Consider the following 17,935-nt stretch of genomic DNA (forward strand, 5'->3'; position numbering starts at 1 on the left):
GGGCGCCGGACCACGCCTGCTGCTCGGGCGGCACCGACCACTGTCGGGTCGGCGGAGCGGTGTCCTGATACGGGCCGGGCAGGCCGCCCTGATACGGGCCCGGGCCCTGGCCGGGCTGCGGACTCCACGGCTGCCCCGGGTGCTGCTGCGGCTGCGCGGCGCCGGTCTGGGAAGGCGCGGTCCATTGACCTGACGCGGGTGGCGGCGGAGTGGGGTACGACCCCTGTTCCGGCCATCCGCCTTGCGCTCGATCAGCCGGCTCCTGGGGTACCTCATCAATCACGTGGCGCAGAGTATCAGCGGGCAGCCATGATCATCGACCCCTGCTCCGCCTCCGACCAGGGCGGCTGTCCGCGGTACGACACCCGGCCCGCCGTGCCCGGCGGTCCCTCGCTCAGGACGCGCCGACCGACGTGCCTTCGGTCAGCGGGACGGCTGCCGGGGTCGCGGCCGTACGGGCGATGCGGTGGGCGAACCACGCCACCACCAGGGCCTCGCAGATCAGGAGTTGCACGAACAACTGCTCCGTCCGGTCCACCCAGAAGACCGAGACGGCCAGGCCGCCGAGGGCGATCACCCGGGAGCCGATGCCGGACACCACGTAGCGCCGCGGGGGGGCCCAGATCATGTGCCGGACCGACAACCACGTGGAGAACATCAGCAGGCCCTTGTACGCACAGAAGGCGGCCAGCGCGAGAAAGCCCAGCCTGCGGAGATCGTCGGCCAGCAGACCACGAACCCACGGCAGGAACAGGACGATCGCCGAGACGAACGCCCAGCCGGCCACCGTCAGCAGGCGGGTCGGATTGATCCAGCGGGTCTTGCGGCCGAGGACGACGTCCTCGCGGGTGGTAGCCGACAGCGTCACGTGGAACGGGCCGAACGCCAGGTCCATGGCGCGAAGGACGATCACCGCCTCGGGACCGGCCAGCGCGCCGGCCACCGACGGCAGCGCCACCGAATAGGCGAGGTCGACCGAGGCCGTGACGAAGTACGCCGCGCCCACCCGCACGCTCGCCCAGTAGCCGGGTCGAACCGCGCCCGCGGTCAGCCGCTTGCGGGTCGCCAACAGCCAGGCGAGCACGGCCACCTGGCCGGGCACGGCGGCGATGTCGACCCGGACGCCGGCCAGGGCGAACACGAGACCACAGACGATCGTTCCGGCGGCCACCACCTGCGGGATCAGGTTGGCCCGGGACGTCGTCCGGGTGTGTGCCATCGCCCAGAACGCCCCTTCGAGCGGCAGTTGCAGCAGCACGGGGGTGAGCATGAGCAGGCGGTCCGTCCAGGTCACCCCGGGAAGTGCCACCGCGGCCGAGACGCAGCCGATCACCGCGACCGGCGGGATGCTGGCGGCGGCCGCCCGGCGCGCCCACGACTCGACGTCCCAGTGCCGCGGTAGCAGACCGGCCGAGATGGGACGGCCGATCAACGACTCCATCAGAGTGAACGGCAGGGCGAGCAGCGCGCCTTGCAGCGCGACCAGGGGCAGCCGGCTGCCGTCCGCCCAGGATGCCAGCAGGAACAGGCAGACGCTGGCGAGCCGCGACAGCGCCTGCACGGATAGCTGCGAGCCTTGCAGTTTGCGCGCGACGCGCAACAAATGGGTCATCGGTAATGGCGCTCTCGTGCATTCCGGTCCACCGTCGGCCCGGGGTTCAACAGAATGACCGTGTCGTCGACGGTCGGCCGGTTCATCACCACGGTCTCCGCGGCGGAGCCCGGTTGCAGGCGCACCGTCTCCTCGAGCGCGGGATCCCAGGCCCGAGCGGGGCCGGGCGGAGACATCGCCGGCCGCTCCGCCCCCGCATCGGGGCCGGGGAGCTCCTCCGGCCGCCGGGCAGAGTAGGCGAGAAACAGCGCCAGGCACGCCATGGCGTCGCCGTACTCCCAGACCTCGATCATGAGAGCGCCGCAGACCAGACCGGACAGCGCCGCGACATACACCACGTAGTGCGGCCGGTCACGCGTCCGGCGCCACAGCCGGAACAAGCCCCAGACGACCAGACCGGCCACCACGGCGGCAACCAGATAGCCGAACTGCAGGACGACGCTGACGAAGTAGTTGTCGACGAACACCTGCGGGGAGTCGGCCGCCCGCGAATAGGTGGCCGCGCCGACACCGCCGACGCCCAGCCCGTACCACGGCGCGCCGTGGGCGATCAGCCTCCCCCACACGGTGAAGCGCTCGAACAGGCTGTCCGAATCGGTGGCGCCGACCGCCGCGAAGCCGCCGACGACCAGCACCACCACGCCGATGCCGAGGAGGCGGGCCCGCCGGCGGGCGGCCTGGTCGCCGCCCCGGTTGAGAACGACCGCGGCGACCAGGCCGCCGGCCAGCAGCAGCGCCCCGGAGCGGCTGGTGCTCAGTGCCAGACACACCACGGCCGCACCGGCCGCGACGTGCCAGACGACGTGCCGCGGGCGCAGGGTCCGTACCAGGAACAGCGCGGCGTACCCGAGCAGGAACGCGCCGGCGAGCAGGCCGAGTTCGGCGTTGACCTCGGTGAGTCCGGAGGCCCGGAACGTGTCGCCGATCAGCCGGACGGCCCGCCCCTCTTGAAAGCCGAACGCCACGAGCCGGGCCGGACCCAACGCGTACTCGACGACCGCCGCGACCCCGTTCCCGATCACCAGCCATGCGGTCACGGTGAGCAACCGATGCAGATCACGGACCGGCAACCCGGCGAACACCAGGAGCAGGACCACCGGTAGCACGGTGATGCGAGCGCCGGCCGCGGTCTGCGCGAGGCCGTGGTTCGCCACGCCGATCAGGACCCAGACGCCGAAGATCAGGACCGCGGGAACCGCCCAGGCCAGCTGTTGCCGGGAGGGCGGGCGGCGGATCAGTGCGCGGCACATGAGCGAGACCGCCACGACCGACGATGACAGGCTGAGCGCGTACTCCCGGCCGCCGAACGTGTGGCTCATCAGCTCGTCGACGTGGATCATCCAGAGACCGAGCGGCGCCATCAGCACGACCAGGACGTACGTCATGCCCGCCAGCGGACGCACCGCGGCCACGCCGAGCCCGGCCAGCACGACCGGAAGCAGCGGCGGCAGGCCCAGGAGAGCGGCCAGCGGCACCGCGACGACGACGGCGGCGGCCATGACGAGCGCCCAGCGCACGACGGCCCAGCGCGGGATCCGCCACCGGTGAGCGCCGGGCGGCCGCGCGGCACGGCGAGTCATCGCTGCGATGCGTCCGGCGCGGCGGGCGGTCCGGCCACGGTGTCCGCGGCCACCTCGGCATATGCCCGCTCGATCGCGCTGACGTGTGCCTCCCAGCTCAATGCCCGGCCGTCGGCGGCGGCGACGCCGGCCATCCGGTCGTACTCCGGAGGCGGCATGGTCATGGCGCGGCGCAGGACGGCGACGAGATCCTCGCGGCCGTCGAAGGTGAGCAACGCGCCGTCGGACGCCATCGGTGGGCGAGCGACGGTGCTGGCGAGAATGGGGCGACCGGCACGCAGGGTCTCCACGCAGGAGATCGGGAAGTTCTCCGCCCACTGGCTGGGAAACAGCAGCCACCCAGCCTCCTGGAGAGCGGCCTGCTTGCCGGCCGCGTCGAGGAAGCCGAGTGGGCGCACCGAGGGCACGTCCCGGGCGGTGGCGGCGAGCAGGTCACGCAGCGGGCCGTCGCCGGCCACCAGCAGCCGGGCGCCGGGCGGCGCCAGGGCGGCCGCTGACCGCCAGGCGTCCAGCATCAGGTCGACACCCTTGTGCGGGCTGAGCGCGCCGAGGAACAGGAACGTGCCGGTGTGCCCGCGCCGCCAGACCGGTGGCGGGCCCTCCTCCGGCACCGCCAGCGGCACAACCCGCCCGGGCAGGCCCCGGGCGGCCGGCACGTGCCGCTCGACGATCTCGCGGGTGCGCTCGGCCGGCCAAAGCAGGGTGACCCGGCGGAACCGGCCGACGAGCCACGCCGAGCGGAGTTGCAATGCGGCGTCCAGGGCGGTGGAACGGCCCCGGTTGGCCAGCGCGTTGTTCGGATCGGCGAGCGCGTAGTCGTGCACGGTATGGCAAATCGGGTACGCACGGGCCAACCGGGCCAGCGGCAGCGCGCCGAGGCCCTGCCAGTTGTGCACATGCACGAGGTCGGGCGCGAACGCCCGGATGTCGGAGAGGCTCAGCCCGGTGGGGTCGGCGACGTCACCGAGGTGGGTGAACGCCTTGCGCAGCGCGTTCGAACGGCCGCCGAGCCGATCGCTCACCCGGGCATGCACCGCCCGATCGGCCGGGTCGGCGTGCACGGAGTCCCGGCTGAAGACCTGGACGTCGTGCCCACGGCCGCGCAACGCGCCGGTGAGGTCCCGGACATACTGTTCGGCGCCGCCGCGAATAGCGAACGACGAGTGCACCATGGCGATCCGCACGTCAACCTCCCTGCCGTGCCGCCATGGTCTGGCCCGCACCGGCGTCAGAGGTTAACAGGGCAAAAAGATGCTCGGTGGCGGCCCGCCAGGAACGCCCGCCCGGCGCTGTCGTGGCGGGCGGCAGGGCGCCGGCCTCCACCTGGCGCAGGGCGCGGATCATCGCGTCCCCGGTCCAGCTGTCCATCCGCACGGCCGCGCCGCCGGTGGCCTCCAGCAGGGCCGGGTCCGGCGAGATGACCGTCGGCGTGCCGAGCCGCAGTGCCTCGGCCGCGGGCAGCCCGTAGCCCTCGAAGTGGCTCGGCATCAGGAAGGCGTCCGCGCCGGCCACGGTCGCCGCGTATTCGCCGTCGCCCAGCCGGTCCAGGAACAGCACCCGCGGCGCGGCGGCGGACTCCGCCGCCACCCGGCGGAACTCCTCGGCCGGTTGCCCGCCGGTCAGCACCACGAGGTGGTACGCGGACAGCTGGGCGACCGCCTCGATGGCGAGTTCGACGCCCTTGTGCGCGGCGTGCCCGGCAACGACCAGGTACCGGCCACCGCGATGCCGGACGGCGGCGATCGGCTCGGGCAGTGCGCCGGGCGCCACGCTCAGGTCGCTGCCCGGGTGCCACACCGAGGTGCGCGAATACGACACGTCGTAGATGCCGAGCAGGTCGTGCCGGGTACGCGCGGACACGCACAGCAACCGCGCCGACCGCCCGATCGCGGTGCCGTAGCTGAGCCGCCGGTACTGCTTGACCGACGCCGACAGGTCGTGCGGCCACAGCTTGAACGCCAGATCGTGCACGATCGTGGTGACCGGCAGCCGGCTGCCGCGGATCGCCAATGAGGGGCTGAGCGACAGCACGCGGGTGTCCATGGCCGTCCGCCCGGTGGCGCGGCGAAGCGTCTCGGTGGCCGCGGCGATCGTGCCGACCCGGCCGTGATCCTGGCTGCTGAGCACGTCGACCTCGGTCGACCGGTCGTTCGGCGGGGTCCAGCCGGACGGCGCGGCAACTATCCGGAGCGGCCGGCCGGCCGGCCAATAGCGCACCACCTCGCTGAGAACGCGGGTGATCCCGCCCGCGCCCACCCCGCTGCAGTCGACGATCGTGCTGGTCACCGTGCTCCCCCGGGCGAAAGGCGCCGCTCAGCGGACCGCATGGTCGATCCACTGGGCGATCTGGATGGCGAACTGGTCGGCCGAGAAGGTGGCCGCGTGCTCCTGAATACGCCGCGGGGAGAGCTCGCCGAGCCGGCGGACCGCGGCCGCGTACGGTCCCGGCTCGCGGGAGTCGACCAGGAAGCCGGTCTCGCCGTCGACGACCGTCTCGAGCAGGCCGCCGCGGCGCAGGCCGAGCACCGGCGTGCCGCACGCCTGCGCCTCGACCGGGATGATGCCGAAGTCCTCGTGGGCCGGGAAGAGCAGGGCCCGGGCGCCCCAGTACAGCTGTCGCAGGCGGGCGCGCTCCGGGCGTACCTCGAAATGGATCGGCACCCGGGCGCCGGCGGCGAGCTTGCGCAGCCGCTCCTCCTCCGGCCCGGAGCCGGCGATCACCAGGGGCAGGCCGGCCGCGTCGGCGATCTCGATCATCAGGTCGAAGTTCTTGTACGGGATCCAGCGCCCGATGCCCAGCAGGTAGTCGCGCGGCTGCGACCGGTCGGCCGCCGGCGCGTCCGCGAAGTAATAGGTGTCGACCGGCGGGTTGATCACTACGGCGTCCCGGCCCCAGAACCGCTTGATCCGGCCCTGCACCTCGCGGGAGTTCGCCGCGTACGCGTGCACGTGCCGGCTCAGCCGGATGTCGGCCGACTGGAGCACCTTGCGCGGCACCTTGAGCAGCGGGTGCGAGCCCCGCCCGTCGAAGTCGGGGCTCCACACGTAGCGGGCCGGCGAGTGGATGTAACTCAGATGCCGGGTCTGCTCGGGATCACCCAGTTTGACCGTGTGCGCGAAGGCGTGGCTCGACGAGATGACCACGTCGAACTTCTGGTTCGTCAAGGTGCGCCAGACCAGCGGCATGGCCGGCAGGGCGAGGGCCTTGCTCTGCTTCAGCGGGGTGCGGGCCAGCCAGGACTGGCTCAGCCGCAGCCGATCGGTCTGCACGCCCTCGTCCGCCCAGAGGACCAGGCGTTCGGCATGCGGCAGCAGGTCGGCGATGGCCAGGAAGACGGCCTCGGAGCCGCCGGTGGCGCCGAACCACTCGTGCACCATCGCGACCGAGCGATCGGCGAGCAGGGGAAGCCGCGGCAACCACGCGGTCCGGTCGGGCAGCGTCACGCCACATCACCCGCACGGCACAGCCCATCCCACTGCATGTCTTTCTCCCCGTTTTGCCGGCCAACACGATGGCCGGATCAATAAAGCCGTTCACGTTCACCGTTGTCAACCCGGCGACGGACCGGCGGGAAGCACCGATGATGTGACATCGATCTACTCGGCGGCCGGCGAGCTGTACTACGACCTGGGCATCGACGCCTGGGACTTCGAGATCGGCAACGACCTCCGTCATTTCTGTGGACCCGCTGTCACAGGGCGGCCCGCGGCGCCGTAGGCGACGCCGGCTAATGAGCGGGGCAAGGCTCGTTCTCGGGTGCCAGGCCGAGGGCGGCCAGCTCCGCCAGGAGGTACGCAAGGTCCCCGGCCACCTGGTCCGGCCCGGGGTCGGACACCCGGGACCGCAGTGTCAGGTACTCGGTGAGAGGGCCGCCGGCCCCGAACACGTGCCGCAGCGCGGACCGCCACGCCTCGGTCGTCCCGCCCGGCACCGCGGCGAGCCGTACCTCGATGATGGACAGCCCGGCGTCGGTGAGCGACTCGATGCCGGCGGCCGGTTCGGGCCACGTGCGCGCCACGTGACCGAGGTCGAGGCAGACGCCGAGCCGCTCCTTGTCGATGCGGCTGAGCGCGGCGACGGTCTGCTCGGGGGTGTCCAGCACGCAGCCGGGCTCGGGCTGGAAGCCGACCCGGATGGCCCGCCCGTTCTGCCAGGCGAGGTCGGCCAGCCCGGCGGAGAGGCGGCGCAGGATGCCGGCGCTCGCCTTCTCCTCGGCCTCGGCCCAGCCGGCCCGCGGGCCGAGGCCGATGCTGCCGACCGCGCCGCGCACGGCGTCCTCGTCGAGCAGGTCGAGCAGGATGCGGGCGAGGTCCAGGGTGTACTCGCGGCGGGCGGGCTCGGTCCACGCGGGGGTGAGCTCGCCGCCACCCTCGCCGAAGGGCGCGCCGCTCAACGTAACGACCTCGAGGCGGCGGGCGTCGAGCTCGGCACGAAGCCGGGTGCGGGCGCGGCTCTCGACGGCCAGGGTGGCGGCGAGCGCGGGGGAAAGCCAGAGGTTCACACCGAGCGCGTCCACGCCCAGACGGGCCCGGACGGCACCGTACGTGTCGAGCTGCCCGACGATGCCAGGTAGATTGCTCTCGGGTCGTGCGACCGCACAGCTGAGGTGCACGATCCGGCCGGAAGGATGTCTCAGCCGCATCAGAGTCCTCCCCGGGCGTGTGAGCCGGTGCATCTGCACGTGCATCGGCGCGTGCTAGGGCGTCCAGTATGGACCATGTCACGCGCGTCGATCGACGTGCGCGATCCGGTCCGGCGGGTTGCCATGACGCCTCCATCCGTGGGGTCGACCTGACCTCGGATACGAGCGTCATGTGTCCACAGGATCAGCGGCGTACGCGCCGTGCGACGTTGTGACCCGCACGAACATGATCCGGGGCCGCCTCAATCATCGTCCTTCGTGGATATGTGCGGCCAGGGTGACCTGCCGGTAGGTACGCGTTCGGGTGGCCGCGCCAGGCTCCGAAGAGCGCTATCTATGTGCGCCATATGCACTTTCGGACACGCACGCGACGCTCACCCGTGCGAGCGCATGCCGGCGCCCCGCTGCCGGCCGCGCCGAGCCGCGGGCCGGCGCCGCCGGCGCGCGGCCCGGCCGCCCGCTCGCCGACCCGACGTTAGAAACCTCCAGGTGGAGGGCATTCTTCGGAAAAGCCCCGTCCGAGGAGAGCCGCGATGAAACTCGGTCATCACGACGACGACGAGTCGAAGACCGCCACCGTCGCCCCGCAAGACTCACCGGAAGCCGCCCACGCGCGCGCTCGCGGCGCCGAGGACTTCGACCTCGCGGCGGCGGCCACCACCCGGACCGGTGCCGACGCCAACGAGATCGGCGAGACGATCCCGCCGTCGGCCGGTCCGAGCAGACCGTCACAGCTGCGGCCGCGGGGGATCTTCGCCGCGGTCCGGCGGACCTTCAAGCAGTACTCCGAGGACAACATCTCCGACTGGGCGGCCGCGCTCACCTACTACGGCATCCTGTCGATCTTCCCGGCCGCGCTGGTGCTGGTGTCGCTCCTCGGGTTCCTCAACAAGAACGGCCAGCAGACCGTCACGGACACGATCAAGGATCTGACCGGGAACAAGCAGATCCAGGACCTGACCGGCACCGTGCTCGGCCAGGTCCAGGGCTCGGGCAAGGCAAGTTTCGCGGCGATCCTGGGCATCGTGGTCGCGTTCTGGTCGGCTTCCGGTTACATCGCGGCGTTCATGCGCGCCTCGAATGCCGTCTACGACGTGCCGGAGGGCCGGCCGATCTGGAAGACGCTGCCGATCCGGGTCGGCGTCACCGCGGTGGTCGGCCTGATGCTGATCGTGTCGGCCTTCATCGTGGTCTTCACCGGCAGCCTGGCCCAGGTGGTCGGTGAGAAGCTCGGTTTCGGCGGGGTCGCGGTCACCACCTGGAACATCGCCAAGTGGCCGGTGCTGGTGATCCTGATCAGCCTGATGTTCGCGATCCTCTACTGGGCCTCGCCGAACGCGAAGACCGGTGGTTTCCGCTGGGTCAGCCCGGGCGGGATCTTCGCGGTGGTGCTGTGGCTGGCCGCCTCGGCCGCCTTCGCGATCTACCTGGCCAACTTCGCCAACTACAACAAGACCTACGGCACGCTCGGCGGGGTCATCGCCTTCCTGGTCTGGCTGTGGATCTCCAACATCGCGATCCTGCTCGGCGCCGAACTCGACGCGGAGCTGGAACGCGGCCGGGCGATCGCGGCCGGCCACGACCCCTCCGACGAGCCGTTCCTCGAGCTGCGCGACTCCCGGAAGCTCAAGAAGGGCAGCGAGAAGGGCCTCACCGTCGACTGACCCGATCACTTGCACAGCATCTTCCCCATCCGCCGGCCGGCCAGCGTGAGACCGACTGCGAGCAGCGCCAGCAGGTAGAGCACGTCGACCAACTGGCGCGGGCCGACTGGGCCGAGGCTCAGCGCCCGGGTCAGGTCGACCGAGCGGTACAGCGGGGTCACCTCGATCAGCCAGCGCACCGGCGCCGGGTAGTGGCCCGGCGGCACGAACGTGCCGGAGAACAGGAACAGCGCGAACTGCGCGGACGCGATCAGGTCGAAATCCTGCCAGCTGCGGATCACCGTCGAGGTGGCCATGCCGAGCGCGCCGAACGCGAACCCGACCAGGACCGTCGCCGGCAGCATGGCGAGCGCCCGCATCGCCGTCGTGAGGTCGAGCGCCACCATGATGACCAGGAACGCGGCCGAGTAGAGCACCCCGCGCACCATCGCCCAGGCCAGCTCCCCGAGGGCGATCTCGATCGGCCGGATCGGCGTCGCGAGCATGCCCTCGTACAGGCGCATGAACTTCATCTTGCCGAAGAAGTTGAACGTGGTCTCGGACAGCGCCCCGGTCATCGCGGCCGAGGCGAGCATGGCCGGCGCGACGAACTCCGCATACCCCACCAGGCGGCCGTCGGGCAGCCGCAGGTCGCCGATCAGCGCGCCCACGCCGATCCCGATCGAGAACAGGTACAGCACCGGCTCCACGAACCCGGAGATCATCACCACCCAGTACATCGATCGCAGGCAGCTGATGTTCCGCTCGGTCACCGACGCCGCGCGCCGCCCACTCCCCTCGAACACAGTGCCTTTCCAAGAGGCAAGCCGGGGCAGGACCAGACTGACCATCGGCATCTCAGATCACCAACCGTCGGCGGAACCGGGAATGGGCCAGCCGCCAGCCCAACACGCACCAGGCCAGCAGATAGATCGCGTGCCACAGGCCGATCAGGCCGGGCGCCCGGCCGAGCATCGCGTCCCGGCACAGCTCGACGCCGTGCCACAGCGGCAGCAGCCAGGCGACCCAGCGCAGCAGGACGGGCAGCGACTCGACCGGGAAGAACACCCCGGAGAACAGCGACATCGGCAGCACCGCGAAGCGCAGCAGGATCGGCAGGTAGCTCTCGCTGCCGACGGTCGCGCTGTACGCCACCGTCGGCGCCGCCACCGCCAGCCCGGCCAGCGCCGCCACCGGCACCGCGAGCGGCGCCCACCACGAGCCGACCGCGCCGAACAGCACCCCGACGCCGAGGAACACGGCCGCGCTGACCACGATGCGGAACAACATGTACGCCAGGTGGCCGCCGAGGATGTCGGCCACCCGCAGCGGCGCCGCGGCCTGCGCGAAATACACCTTCAGCCACTCGAAGTTGCCGAACACCGGCCAGAGCGACTCGCCGATCGCGGTCTGCACCGCGGTCGACGCGATCAGGCCGGGCACGATCCAGTCGAGATAGGGCACGCCCGCCACCCCGCCGGTCACGTACGCGCCGACGCCGAGGCCGAACCCGACCATGGTCAACAGCGGCATGACCAGGGTGGACAGTGCGCTGGCCCGCCACGTGCGGCGGTAGTTGACCAGGTAGTACTCGAAGACGTAGGCCCCGGCGGTCATCGCGGCCCGCCGATCGCGTGCGGTGGACCCATGGTCACGACTGAGTTAACGTTAGTTTCGGACATCATGGCGGCAAACCTTCCGAGTCGGCGGTTAGGGTGTCCGAACCCGAGGGGGCCTCGGCCCTGTCGTCCTCCCGCTCCGGGCCTCGCCCGGGGCGGGAGTGTCGTGCCAAGCCCCAAAACACGCGCCGTCATCAGTCCACCAACGTCCGGCCGGTGAGGTGCAGGAAGACGTCCTCCAGGCTGCTGCGACGGACCAGCACGCTGGCCGGCATCAGCGACCGCCGCTGCACCTCGGCCGTCGCCTCGTCGCCGTCGTCGACGTAGAGCAGGACCCGGTCGGGCAGCACCTCCAGCCGCTCGCCCAGGCCGGCCAGCTTCTCCGCATACGGCTCCTGGGACTCGGCCGCGAACCGCAACTCGACCACCTCGCGCGTCGAATACCGCTCGATCAGCTCGCGCGGTGAGCCCTCGGCGGCGATCCGCCCGCCATCCATCACCACCAGCCGATCGCACAACTGCTCGGCCTCGTCCATGTAGTGGGTGGTCAGCACCAGCGTCACGCCCTGCTGCTTGAGCCGGAACAGCCGCTCCCACACCAGGTGCCGGGCCTGCGGGTCGAGGCCGGTGGTCGGCTCGTCGAGCAGCACCATCTCCGGCTCGTTCACCAGCGCGCGGGCGATCGTCAGCCGCCGTTTCATACCGCCGGACAGGGGCTCGACCTTGCTGTCGGCGCGCTCGGCCAGCTGCACGAACTCCAGCAGCTCGTCGGCCCGGCGGCGGGCCACCTTCCGCGGGATGCCGAAGAACCGGGCGTAGGTCGTCAGGTTTTCCCGTACGGTCAGCTCGATATCCAAATTGTCCAGCTGGGGGCACACACCGAGCCGCGCCCGAATCTTCGGACCGTCCCGCCGCGGATCAAGACCGAGGATCTTCAGTACGCCGCCGGTAGGCGGGGACACACACCCGATCATGCGCATGGTCGAGCTCTTGCCGGCGCCGTTGGGCCCGAGGAACCCGAATGCCTCACCCCGGCGCACCTCGACATCGATGCCGTCGACCGCGGTGAAATCGCCGAACCGCTTGATCAGACCATGAGCGTGAATGAGCTTGTCCACGCCGCCGACCCTAGGTGGCGGGTACGACAAAAACCTCCGAGTTACTCGGGCGGCGCCGTCGCACCCTGAGCCGCGGAAACCAGCTCGCCGGTCAGCTCGACGACCGCCGGAAGCTTCACCGGCGTGCCCGAGTCGTACCGCACCGACCAGGTCAGGCCGTTCTTGCCCGGCGCACGGCGACCGACCACCCGCACCCCGCCCGCGTTCAGCGGGTGATGCGACGTGTACGCCACCGACTTCGTCACCCGCGTGCGCACCTGATCGGGCAGCTCACCCGGCTCGAGCAGCAGGAACCCGATCACCGGGGCGTCCACCAGCACGGCGTACTCGTCGCGCTCCTCGGCCACCTCGGACGGGATGATCCGCAGCTCCCGCCCCGACCACGCCGCCTTGTGGATCTCGTGCCAGCCCAGCCGCTTACCGCCGGGCAGCCACAGCCCGAGATTGGTGGCCACCAGCGCCTTGTCCCCGTCGACCGGCGCCCAGGTCAGGACCCGCTCCTCCGGCTCGAGGGCGGGCTTCAACGCCGCGGGCAGCTTGGGCCGCCGCCGAAGAAAACTCACAATCCACCTGCCGCCTGTTCGCGCAACGCGCGTGCCTGCTGTTCCAGCGAGAAGAGCTCCCCGGCCAGCGCCAGGTACTCATCCTTGTACGCCACCGGGTTCACCCGCTGCACCTTCGATTTGAGATCACGAATCCGGGTGGTCACCGAACCCATCTGCAGCCGGGCCAGGGTGATCTGCACATACCGCGGGTCGACCATGCCGTCCACGTGCAGCGGCTCCACCGACAGCTCCGAGATCAGGCCCTTGCCGGCCAGGTCGTCGCAGGAGTCGCGTACCTTCTCGATCCACACCACCCCGCCGGCCGAGACCGACTGCACCCCGCCGGCCTCCTGGATGGCCGTACGGATCGCCTGGTACACCCCGTCGCCGTAGTTCTCCGGGCCGACCGTGTCGAACATCGGCCCGGCCAGCACCGGCTCCTGCAGGGCCAGCTTCAGCGACTCCCGCTCGACCTGCCGCTGCGGCGCCTCCGCGGCCCGGGCGACCGGTGCCGCCTCCGCCGGCGTGGAGCCGCGCAGGGCCGCGTTCACCGCACGCTGCACCGGTTCCAGATCCATCCCGAGGTCGCCGGCGAGCTTCCGCGCGTACTCCGGCCGCTTTTCCCTGTCCTTGATCTTGGCAACCAGCGGCGCGGCCCGGCGCATCGCCTCGACCCGCCCCTCGACCGTGTCCAGATCGAAGCGCGCGATCGTGTGCCGCAGCGCGAAGTCGACCAGCGGCTCCCGCCCGGCGATCAGGTCGCGCACCGCGAGATCGCCCTTGGCCAGCCGCAGCTCGCACGGGTCCATGTTGTCCGGGCTGACCGCGATGAAGGTGCGCCCGACGAACCGCTGGTCCTCCTCGAAGGCCCGCAGCGCCGCCTTCTGCCCCGCCGCGTCCCCGTCGAAGGTGTAGATGATCTCGCCGGTGAAGCTGTCGCTGTCCATCAGCAGCCGGCGCAGCACCCCGATGTGATCGACGCCGAACGCCGTGCCGCAGGTCGCCACCGCCGTCGGCTCGCCCGCCTCGTGACAGGCCATCACGTCGGTGTACCCCTCGACGATCACCGCCCGGCCGCGCTTGGCGATCTCCCGTTTGGCCTGGTCGATGCCGTAGAGCACGTGCGACTTCTTGTACAGCGGCGACTCGGGCGTGTTCAGGTATTTCGGCCCGTCATCGTCGTCGAACAGCTTCCGCGCCCCGAACCCGATCACGTCCCCGGTCAGGTCCTTGATCGGCCACAGCAGCCGCCGCCGGAACCGGTCGATCAGCGACCCCGACCGGGCCGGCTTGGTGAGCCCGGCCGAGTTCAGCTCCTCGGCGGTGAAACCCTTCTGCCGCAGGTGCTTGGCGAGCGCGTCCCACGAGTCGGGCGCGAACCCGCACCCGTACCGCTCGGCGGCGTCCCGCCCGAATCCGCGCTGGGCGAGAAACTCGCGGGCCTTCCGCGCCCCCGGCGTACCGAGCTGATCGCGATAGAACTCGGCCGCCGCCACATGCGCCGCGAGCAGCCGCTGCCGATGCCCCGTCTGCGGCCGCGGCGCGCTCGGGGAATTATCCGTCTCGTACCGAAGCTGAATGCCGGCACGGGAGGCGAGACGCTCAATCGACTCGATGAACGACAGATGCTCCGCGTCCATCAGGAATTTGATCGCGTCTCCGCCCTGGCCGCAGCCATGGCAGTAGAAGACATTTCGGGCAGGAGCGACCGTGAAGGACGGGGTCTTCTCGTCATGGAAGGGGCACAGCCCCTTCAGGTTGCCGCCGCCCGCGGGCCGCAACGTCACCGACTCGCCGATGATGTCGGCGATCGACGTCCGGTCCCGGACCAGCGCGATGTCCTCGTCCTTGACCCTGGCCACGGCAGACATCTTGCCTCGCGTCAGGCTCGCGCCGCCACCAGGGTCCGGTGCCAGGCCACCGCGGCCGGGTCGGTGAGCGACGCGACCTGGTCGATCACCACGCGTAGTGCCGCGGCGTCACTCTCCGCCATCTCGTACAGGGGCCGAAAAACCACGTCCAAACCTTCGGGCGTACGGGTGAGAGCGTCCACGAGCTCGACAAGGATCGTCCGTTGCTGTTCGTACCAGCCTTCCGCCGCCCGACTCCGCATCACGTAGCGCAACGCCATGCCCTTCAGCAGCGCGCACTGGTTACGCACCGTTCGCGGGACGATGAGGTCGGCGTCGTACCGGCGGACCGGCTCGGTCCCGAAGCGGCTCTGCGTGGCGCCGACCGCGGAGGCGACGAACCGGCCGGTCAGGATGCTGGTCATCCGTTTGAGGGTGACCTGGGCGGAGTAGGTGCCGTCGTAATCGGCGACCGGCGCCACCGCCGGGTCGGCCAGCAACTGGTCGAGGGCGGCGGCGAGCGCGTCGGCCGGCTCGTCGGAGTAGGTAGCGGCGACGTCGGCGCACAGCTCGGCCCGCTCGGCCGGGTCGTCGAGCAGCGGGCGCAGCGTCAGGTAGCCGCCGTGCACGCCGTCCTCGACGTCGTGCACCGAGTACGCGACGTCGTCGGCCCAGTCCATCACCTGGGCCTCGAGGCAGCGGCGCTCGCCGAGGTCGCCGGGGCGCATCCAGTCGAAGACCGGCCGGTCGTCGGCGTAGATGCCGAACTTGCGGGTGCCGGGTTTGCGGGGCCAGGGGTATTTGCTGCACGCGTCGAGGGAGGCGCGGGTGAGGTTGAGCCCGCCGCCGGGGACCTTCGCCTCGAGCCGGGTCAGCACGCGCAGGGTCTGCGCGTTGCCCTCGAAGCCGCCGCAGGGCTGGGCGACCTGGTCGAGGGCGGTCTCGCCGTTGTGGCCGAAGGGCGGGTGGCCGAGGTCGTGGGCGAGCCCGGCGACGTCGACGACGTCCGGGTCGCAGCCGAGCCGGGCGCCCATCTCGCGGGAGATCTGGGCGACTTCGAGGGAGTGGGTCAATCGGGTACGCAGGAAATCGTCCGACCCGGCGGTGTGCACCTGGGTCTTGGCCGCCAGCCGGCGGAACCCGGCCGAGTGCAACACCCGGGCCCGGTCCCGCTGGTATGGGGTTCTTCCGTAGCCGCTGTCCTTGGTCGGTTCGGGTATCCACCGCTGGGCGTCGAACGCCGTCATGATCTCAGCCTAAGCGGCCCGTCCCGCTTGCCGATGTACTAGACGTGGAGTCCGATTCGCCGTCGCGCAGCATCACGATCCTCGCCCGCCTGGTGGTCATGGCCGTGGCCGGGCTGCTCTCCGTGGGCCTGGTCGTGGGCTTCGCCATCTACAGCTCGTCGGCGCAGGCCAGCGCGGGCCGCGAAATGGCCCGGGTCAGCGACGGCATGAGCGACCAGTGGAACGCCGACATGATGCACGACGGGCTGCGCGCGGACGTGATGTCGGCGATGTACGCGACCAACGACGCGCAGCGCCAGGCGTACGGCGTCCAGGACGTCACCGAACACGCCAAGACGATCCTGGAGATGTTCGACGCGGCGGCCGCCGAGGCCCCGACCGACCTGCAGCCGCAATACGCCGCTGTGCGTCCCCGCCTGGTCGTCTACGCGGACACCGCGGTGTCCCTGGTCGAGACCGCCGGCACCGATCACGCCAAGGCCAAGGCGCAGCTCGAGGGCTATCTGGCAATCTACTCGGAGCTCGAGGAGAAGCTCGGCGCGCTCGACGACGCGATGCTCAAGGCGGTCAAGGCGGCCAGCGACAACGGCACCGCGAAGGCCCGGAGCAGCGACTGGATCATCGTGCTGGCCGGTCTGGCCGGGGCGGTCATCACGGTGCTCGCCGGGTTGCTGACGCTGCGGGCGATCCGCCGGCCGCTGCGCGAGATGCTGACCGGCCTGCGGGCGGCGGCCGGCTGCGATCTGACCGTACGGGTGCCGGTGCTGCGCCGGGACGAGCTCGGCGAGATGGCGGGCGCGCTGAACGGCGCGATGGGCGCGCTGCGGGACACCGTGGCGGCGACCTCGGCGAGCGTGGGCACCCTGTCGGCGGCGAGCGTGGACCTGCGGACGCTGGCCGGCCAGTTGGACACCTCGGCCGAGCAGACCTCGGCGCAGGCGCACAGCGCGGACTCGGCGGCGCACAACGTGTCGTCGATGGTGAACGACATGATGGGCGCGACCGAGCAGATGGCCTCGTCGATCCGGGAGATCTCCCGGCAGACGACCTCGGCGACGGCGACCACCAGCGAGGCCAACCGGAACGCGGCGGAGACGGCGGCGGCGGTGGCCCGGCTGAGCGAGGCGAGCCGCGAGGTCGGCGACATCGTCCAGCTGATCACGAACATCGCCGAGCAGACGAACCTGCTGGCGCTGAACGCGACGATCGAGGCGGCCCGGGCCGGCGAGGCCGGCAAGGGCTTCGCCGTGGTCGCCACCGAGGTCAAGGACCTGGCGCAGGAGACCGCGCAGGCGACCGCGGACATCACCGCGAAGATCTCGGCGATCCAGGAGATGACCTCGGGCACCGCCGACGCGATCGCGGCGATCACCGCGGTGATCGAGCAGATCGACGACGGTCAGCGGGCGATCGCGGCCGCGGTCGAAGAGCAGTCGGCGACCACCGACCTGATGTCGCGCAACGTCGGCGAGGTGTCGTCGGCGGCCGCCGAGATCCGGGCCACGGTCTCGAACATCACCCGGTCGACGGACGCGACCGTCGGCGGGGCGAACACCACCCGCGGCTCCGCCGAGCAGGTGAGCTCGGCGGCCGGGGAGATCCAGACGCTGATCAGCCGCTTCCGCTACTGACCGGGCTTCTTCGCGGACAGCACGCAGAACTCGTTGCCCTCGGGGTCGGCGAGCACGACCCAGCTCACGTCGCCCTGACCGATGTCGGCCGGGCGGGCCCCCATGTCGACCAGCCGCTCGACCTCCGCCTCCTGATCGTCCGGGCGCAGGTCGAGGTGCAGCCGGTTCTTCGCCGTCTTCCGGTCGGGAACCGGGGTGAAGAGCAGGCCGGGCAGCTCGCCGGGGGACCGACGGATCTCCACCTCGTCCGGCGCCTCGTGCACGATCACGTACCCGAGCGCCTCGGCCCACCATCGGGCCAGACGGTGCGGATCGTCGGCGTCCACGACGACCTGTTCCCAGCTGATCGGCATATGGCCGCCTCCTTATCGAAAAGTGACGATCATGTTACGCGCCTTGGGCGGAAGCGACTCGTCTCCGCCCCGAAGGGCCCGGGTTCTCCACGCC

16 protein-coding genes are annotated in these 17,935 nt (G+C 71.2%); 3 read left to right on the forward strand and 13 right to left on the reverse strand.

The genetic code is table 11. The features are described from left to right. Positions 1-394: 394 nt before the first annotated feature. The 5 genes from IH26_RS0124150 to IH26_RS0124170 are packed head-to-tail and all read right to left on the reverse strand — an operon-like array spanning position 395 to position 6,636. Positions 395-1,612 carry a hypothetical protein gene (locus IH26_RS0124150; RefSeq protein WP_030438503.1) on the reverse strand — a complete coding sequence of 406 codons (1,218 nt, stop codon included), beginning with the start codon at positions 1,610-1,612 and terminating at the stop codon, positions 395-397. Next, positions 1,609-3,192, reverse strand: coding sequence for a hypothetical protein (locus tag IH26_RS0124155; protein WP_157437367.1), 1,584 nt, complete (start codon positions 3,190-3,192; stop codon positions 1,609-1,611). Before IH26_RS0124155 ends, IH26_RS0124150 begins: the two co-directional genes overlap by 4 nt. Further along, complete coding sequence (locus tag IH26_RS0124160; protein ID WP_063763734.1) at positions 3,189-4,376, reverse strand: glycosyltransferase; 1,188 nt, start codon at positions 4,374-4,376, stop codon at positions 3,189-3,191. The genes IH26_RS0124155 and IH26_RS0124160 overlap by 4 nt, the downstream gene beginning before the upstream one ends. 1 nt (position 4,377) lies before the next feature. Next, a complete protein-coding gene (locus IH26_RS0124165) occupies positions 4,378-5,478 on the reverse strand; it encodes a glycosyltransferase family 4 protein (RefSeq protein WP_063763735.1) in 1,101 nt (366 codons plus the stop codon). Positions 5,479-5,505: 27 nt separating this feature from the next. Further along, a complete protein-coding gene (locus IH26_RS0124170) occupies positions 5,506-6,636 on the reverse strand; it encodes a glycosyltransferase (protein WP_245665456.1) in 1,131 nt (376 codons plus the stop codon). 142 nt (positions 6,637-6,778) lie between these two features. On the opposite strand from IH26_RS0124170, the gene IH26_RS63955 reads away from it, so the two are divergent. Continuing rightward, positions 6,779-6,910, forward strand: a complete 132-nt coding sequence (locus IH26_RS63955; RefSeq protein ID WP_281179774.1) for a hypothetical protein — start codon at positions 6,779-6,781, stop codon at positions 6,908-6,910. Positions 6,911-6,920: 10 nt separating this feature from the next. Here IH26_RS63955 and IH26_RS0124180 read toward each other — a convergent pair whose 3' ends face one another. Then, entirely contained in the window at positions 6,921-7,835 is a 915-nt protein-coding gene (locus tag IH26_RS0124180) for a sugar phosphate isomerase/epimerase family protein (RefSeq protein ID WP_030438508.1), read from the reverse strand. A gap of 533 nt (positions 7,836-8,368) precedes the next feature. Between IH26_RS0124180 and IH26_RS0124185 the strand changes: the two genes are divergently transcribed. Further along, a complete protein-coding gene (locus IH26_RS0124185) occupies positions 8,369-9,499 on the forward strand; it encodes a YihY/virulence factor BrkB family protein (RefSeq protein WP_030438509.1) in 1,131 nt (376 codons plus the stop codon). A 5-nt stretch (positions 9,500-9,504) separates the two neighbouring features. Here the strand turns inward: IH26_RS0124185 and IH26_RS0124190 are convergent, their stop codons facing one another. The 6 genes from IH26_RS0124190 to IH26_RS0124215 form a co-directional block, all read right to left on the reverse strand. Beyond that, positions 9,505-10,329 (reverse strand): ABC transporter permease, encoded by an 825-nt coding sequence (locus tag IH26_RS0124190; RefSeq protein WP_030438510.1) that lies wholly within the window; start codon positions 10,327-10,329, stop codon positions 9,505-9,507. 7 nt (positions 10,330-10,336) lie between these two features. Beyond that, positions 10,337-11,095, reverse strand: coding sequence for an ABC transporter permease (locus tag IH26_RS0124195; protein ID WP_030438511.1), 759 nt, complete (start codon positions 11,093-11,095; stop codon positions 10,337-10,339). A 196-nt stretch (positions 11,096-11,291) separates the two neighbouring features. Beyond that, positions 11,292-12,215 carry an ABC transporter ATP-binding protein gene (locus IH26_RS0124200; protein WP_030438512.1) on the reverse strand — a complete coding sequence of 308 codons (924 nt, stop codon included), beginning with the start codon at positions 12,213-12,215 and terminating at the stop codon, positions 11,292-11,294. 41 nt (positions 12,216-12,256) lie between these two features. Next, positions 12,257-12,778: a hypothetical protein gene (locus tag IH26_RS0124205; protein WP_030438513.1), complete on the reverse strand. Its 522-nt coding sequence runs from the start codon at positions 12,776-12,778 to the stop codon at positions 12,257-12,259. Further along, positions 12,775-14,631 carry a DNA primase gene (dnaG, locus tag IH26_RS0124210; protein WP_030438514.1) on the reverse strand — a complete coding sequence of 619 codons (1,857 nt, stop codon included), beginning with the start codon at positions 14,629-14,631 and terminating at the stop codon, positions 12,775-12,777. The genes IH26_RS0124205 and dnaG overlap by 4 nt, the downstream gene beginning before the upstream one ends. 11 nt (positions 14,632-14,642) lie before the next feature. Then, positions 14,643-15,857 (reverse strand): deoxyguanosinetriphosphate triphosphohydrolase, encoded by a 1,215-nt coding sequence (locus tag IH26_RS0124215; protein ID WP_030438515.1) that lies wholly within the window; start codon positions 15,855-15,857, stop codon positions 14,643-14,645. A 44-nt stretch (positions 15,858-15,901) separates the two neighbouring features. Here IH26_RS0124215 and IH26_RS0124220 point away from each other — a divergent pair, with 44 nt between their 5' ends. After that, entirely contained in the window at positions 15,902-17,488 is a 1,587-nt protein-coding gene (locus IH26_RS0124220; protein WP_245665458.1) for a methyl-accepting chemotaxis protein, read from the forward strand. On the opposite strand, the gene IH26_RS0124225 is transcribed toward IH26_RS0124220, so the two are convergent. Further along, a complete protein-coding gene (locus tag IH26_RS0124225; protein WP_030438517.1) occupies positions 17,482-17,841 on the reverse strand; it encodes a VOC family protein in 360 nt (119 codons plus the stop codon). The genes IH26_RS0124220 and IH26_RS0124225 overlap by 7 nt on opposite strands. Positions 17,842-17,935 lie beyond the last annotated feature (94 nt).

Origin of the sequence: Actinoplanes subtropicus (genome assembly GCF_000721705.1) — a bacterium.
GTDB classification, from domain to species: domain Bacteria; phylum Actinomycetota; class Actinomycetes; order Mycobacteriales; family Micromonosporaceae; genus Actinoplanes; species Actinoplanes subtropicus.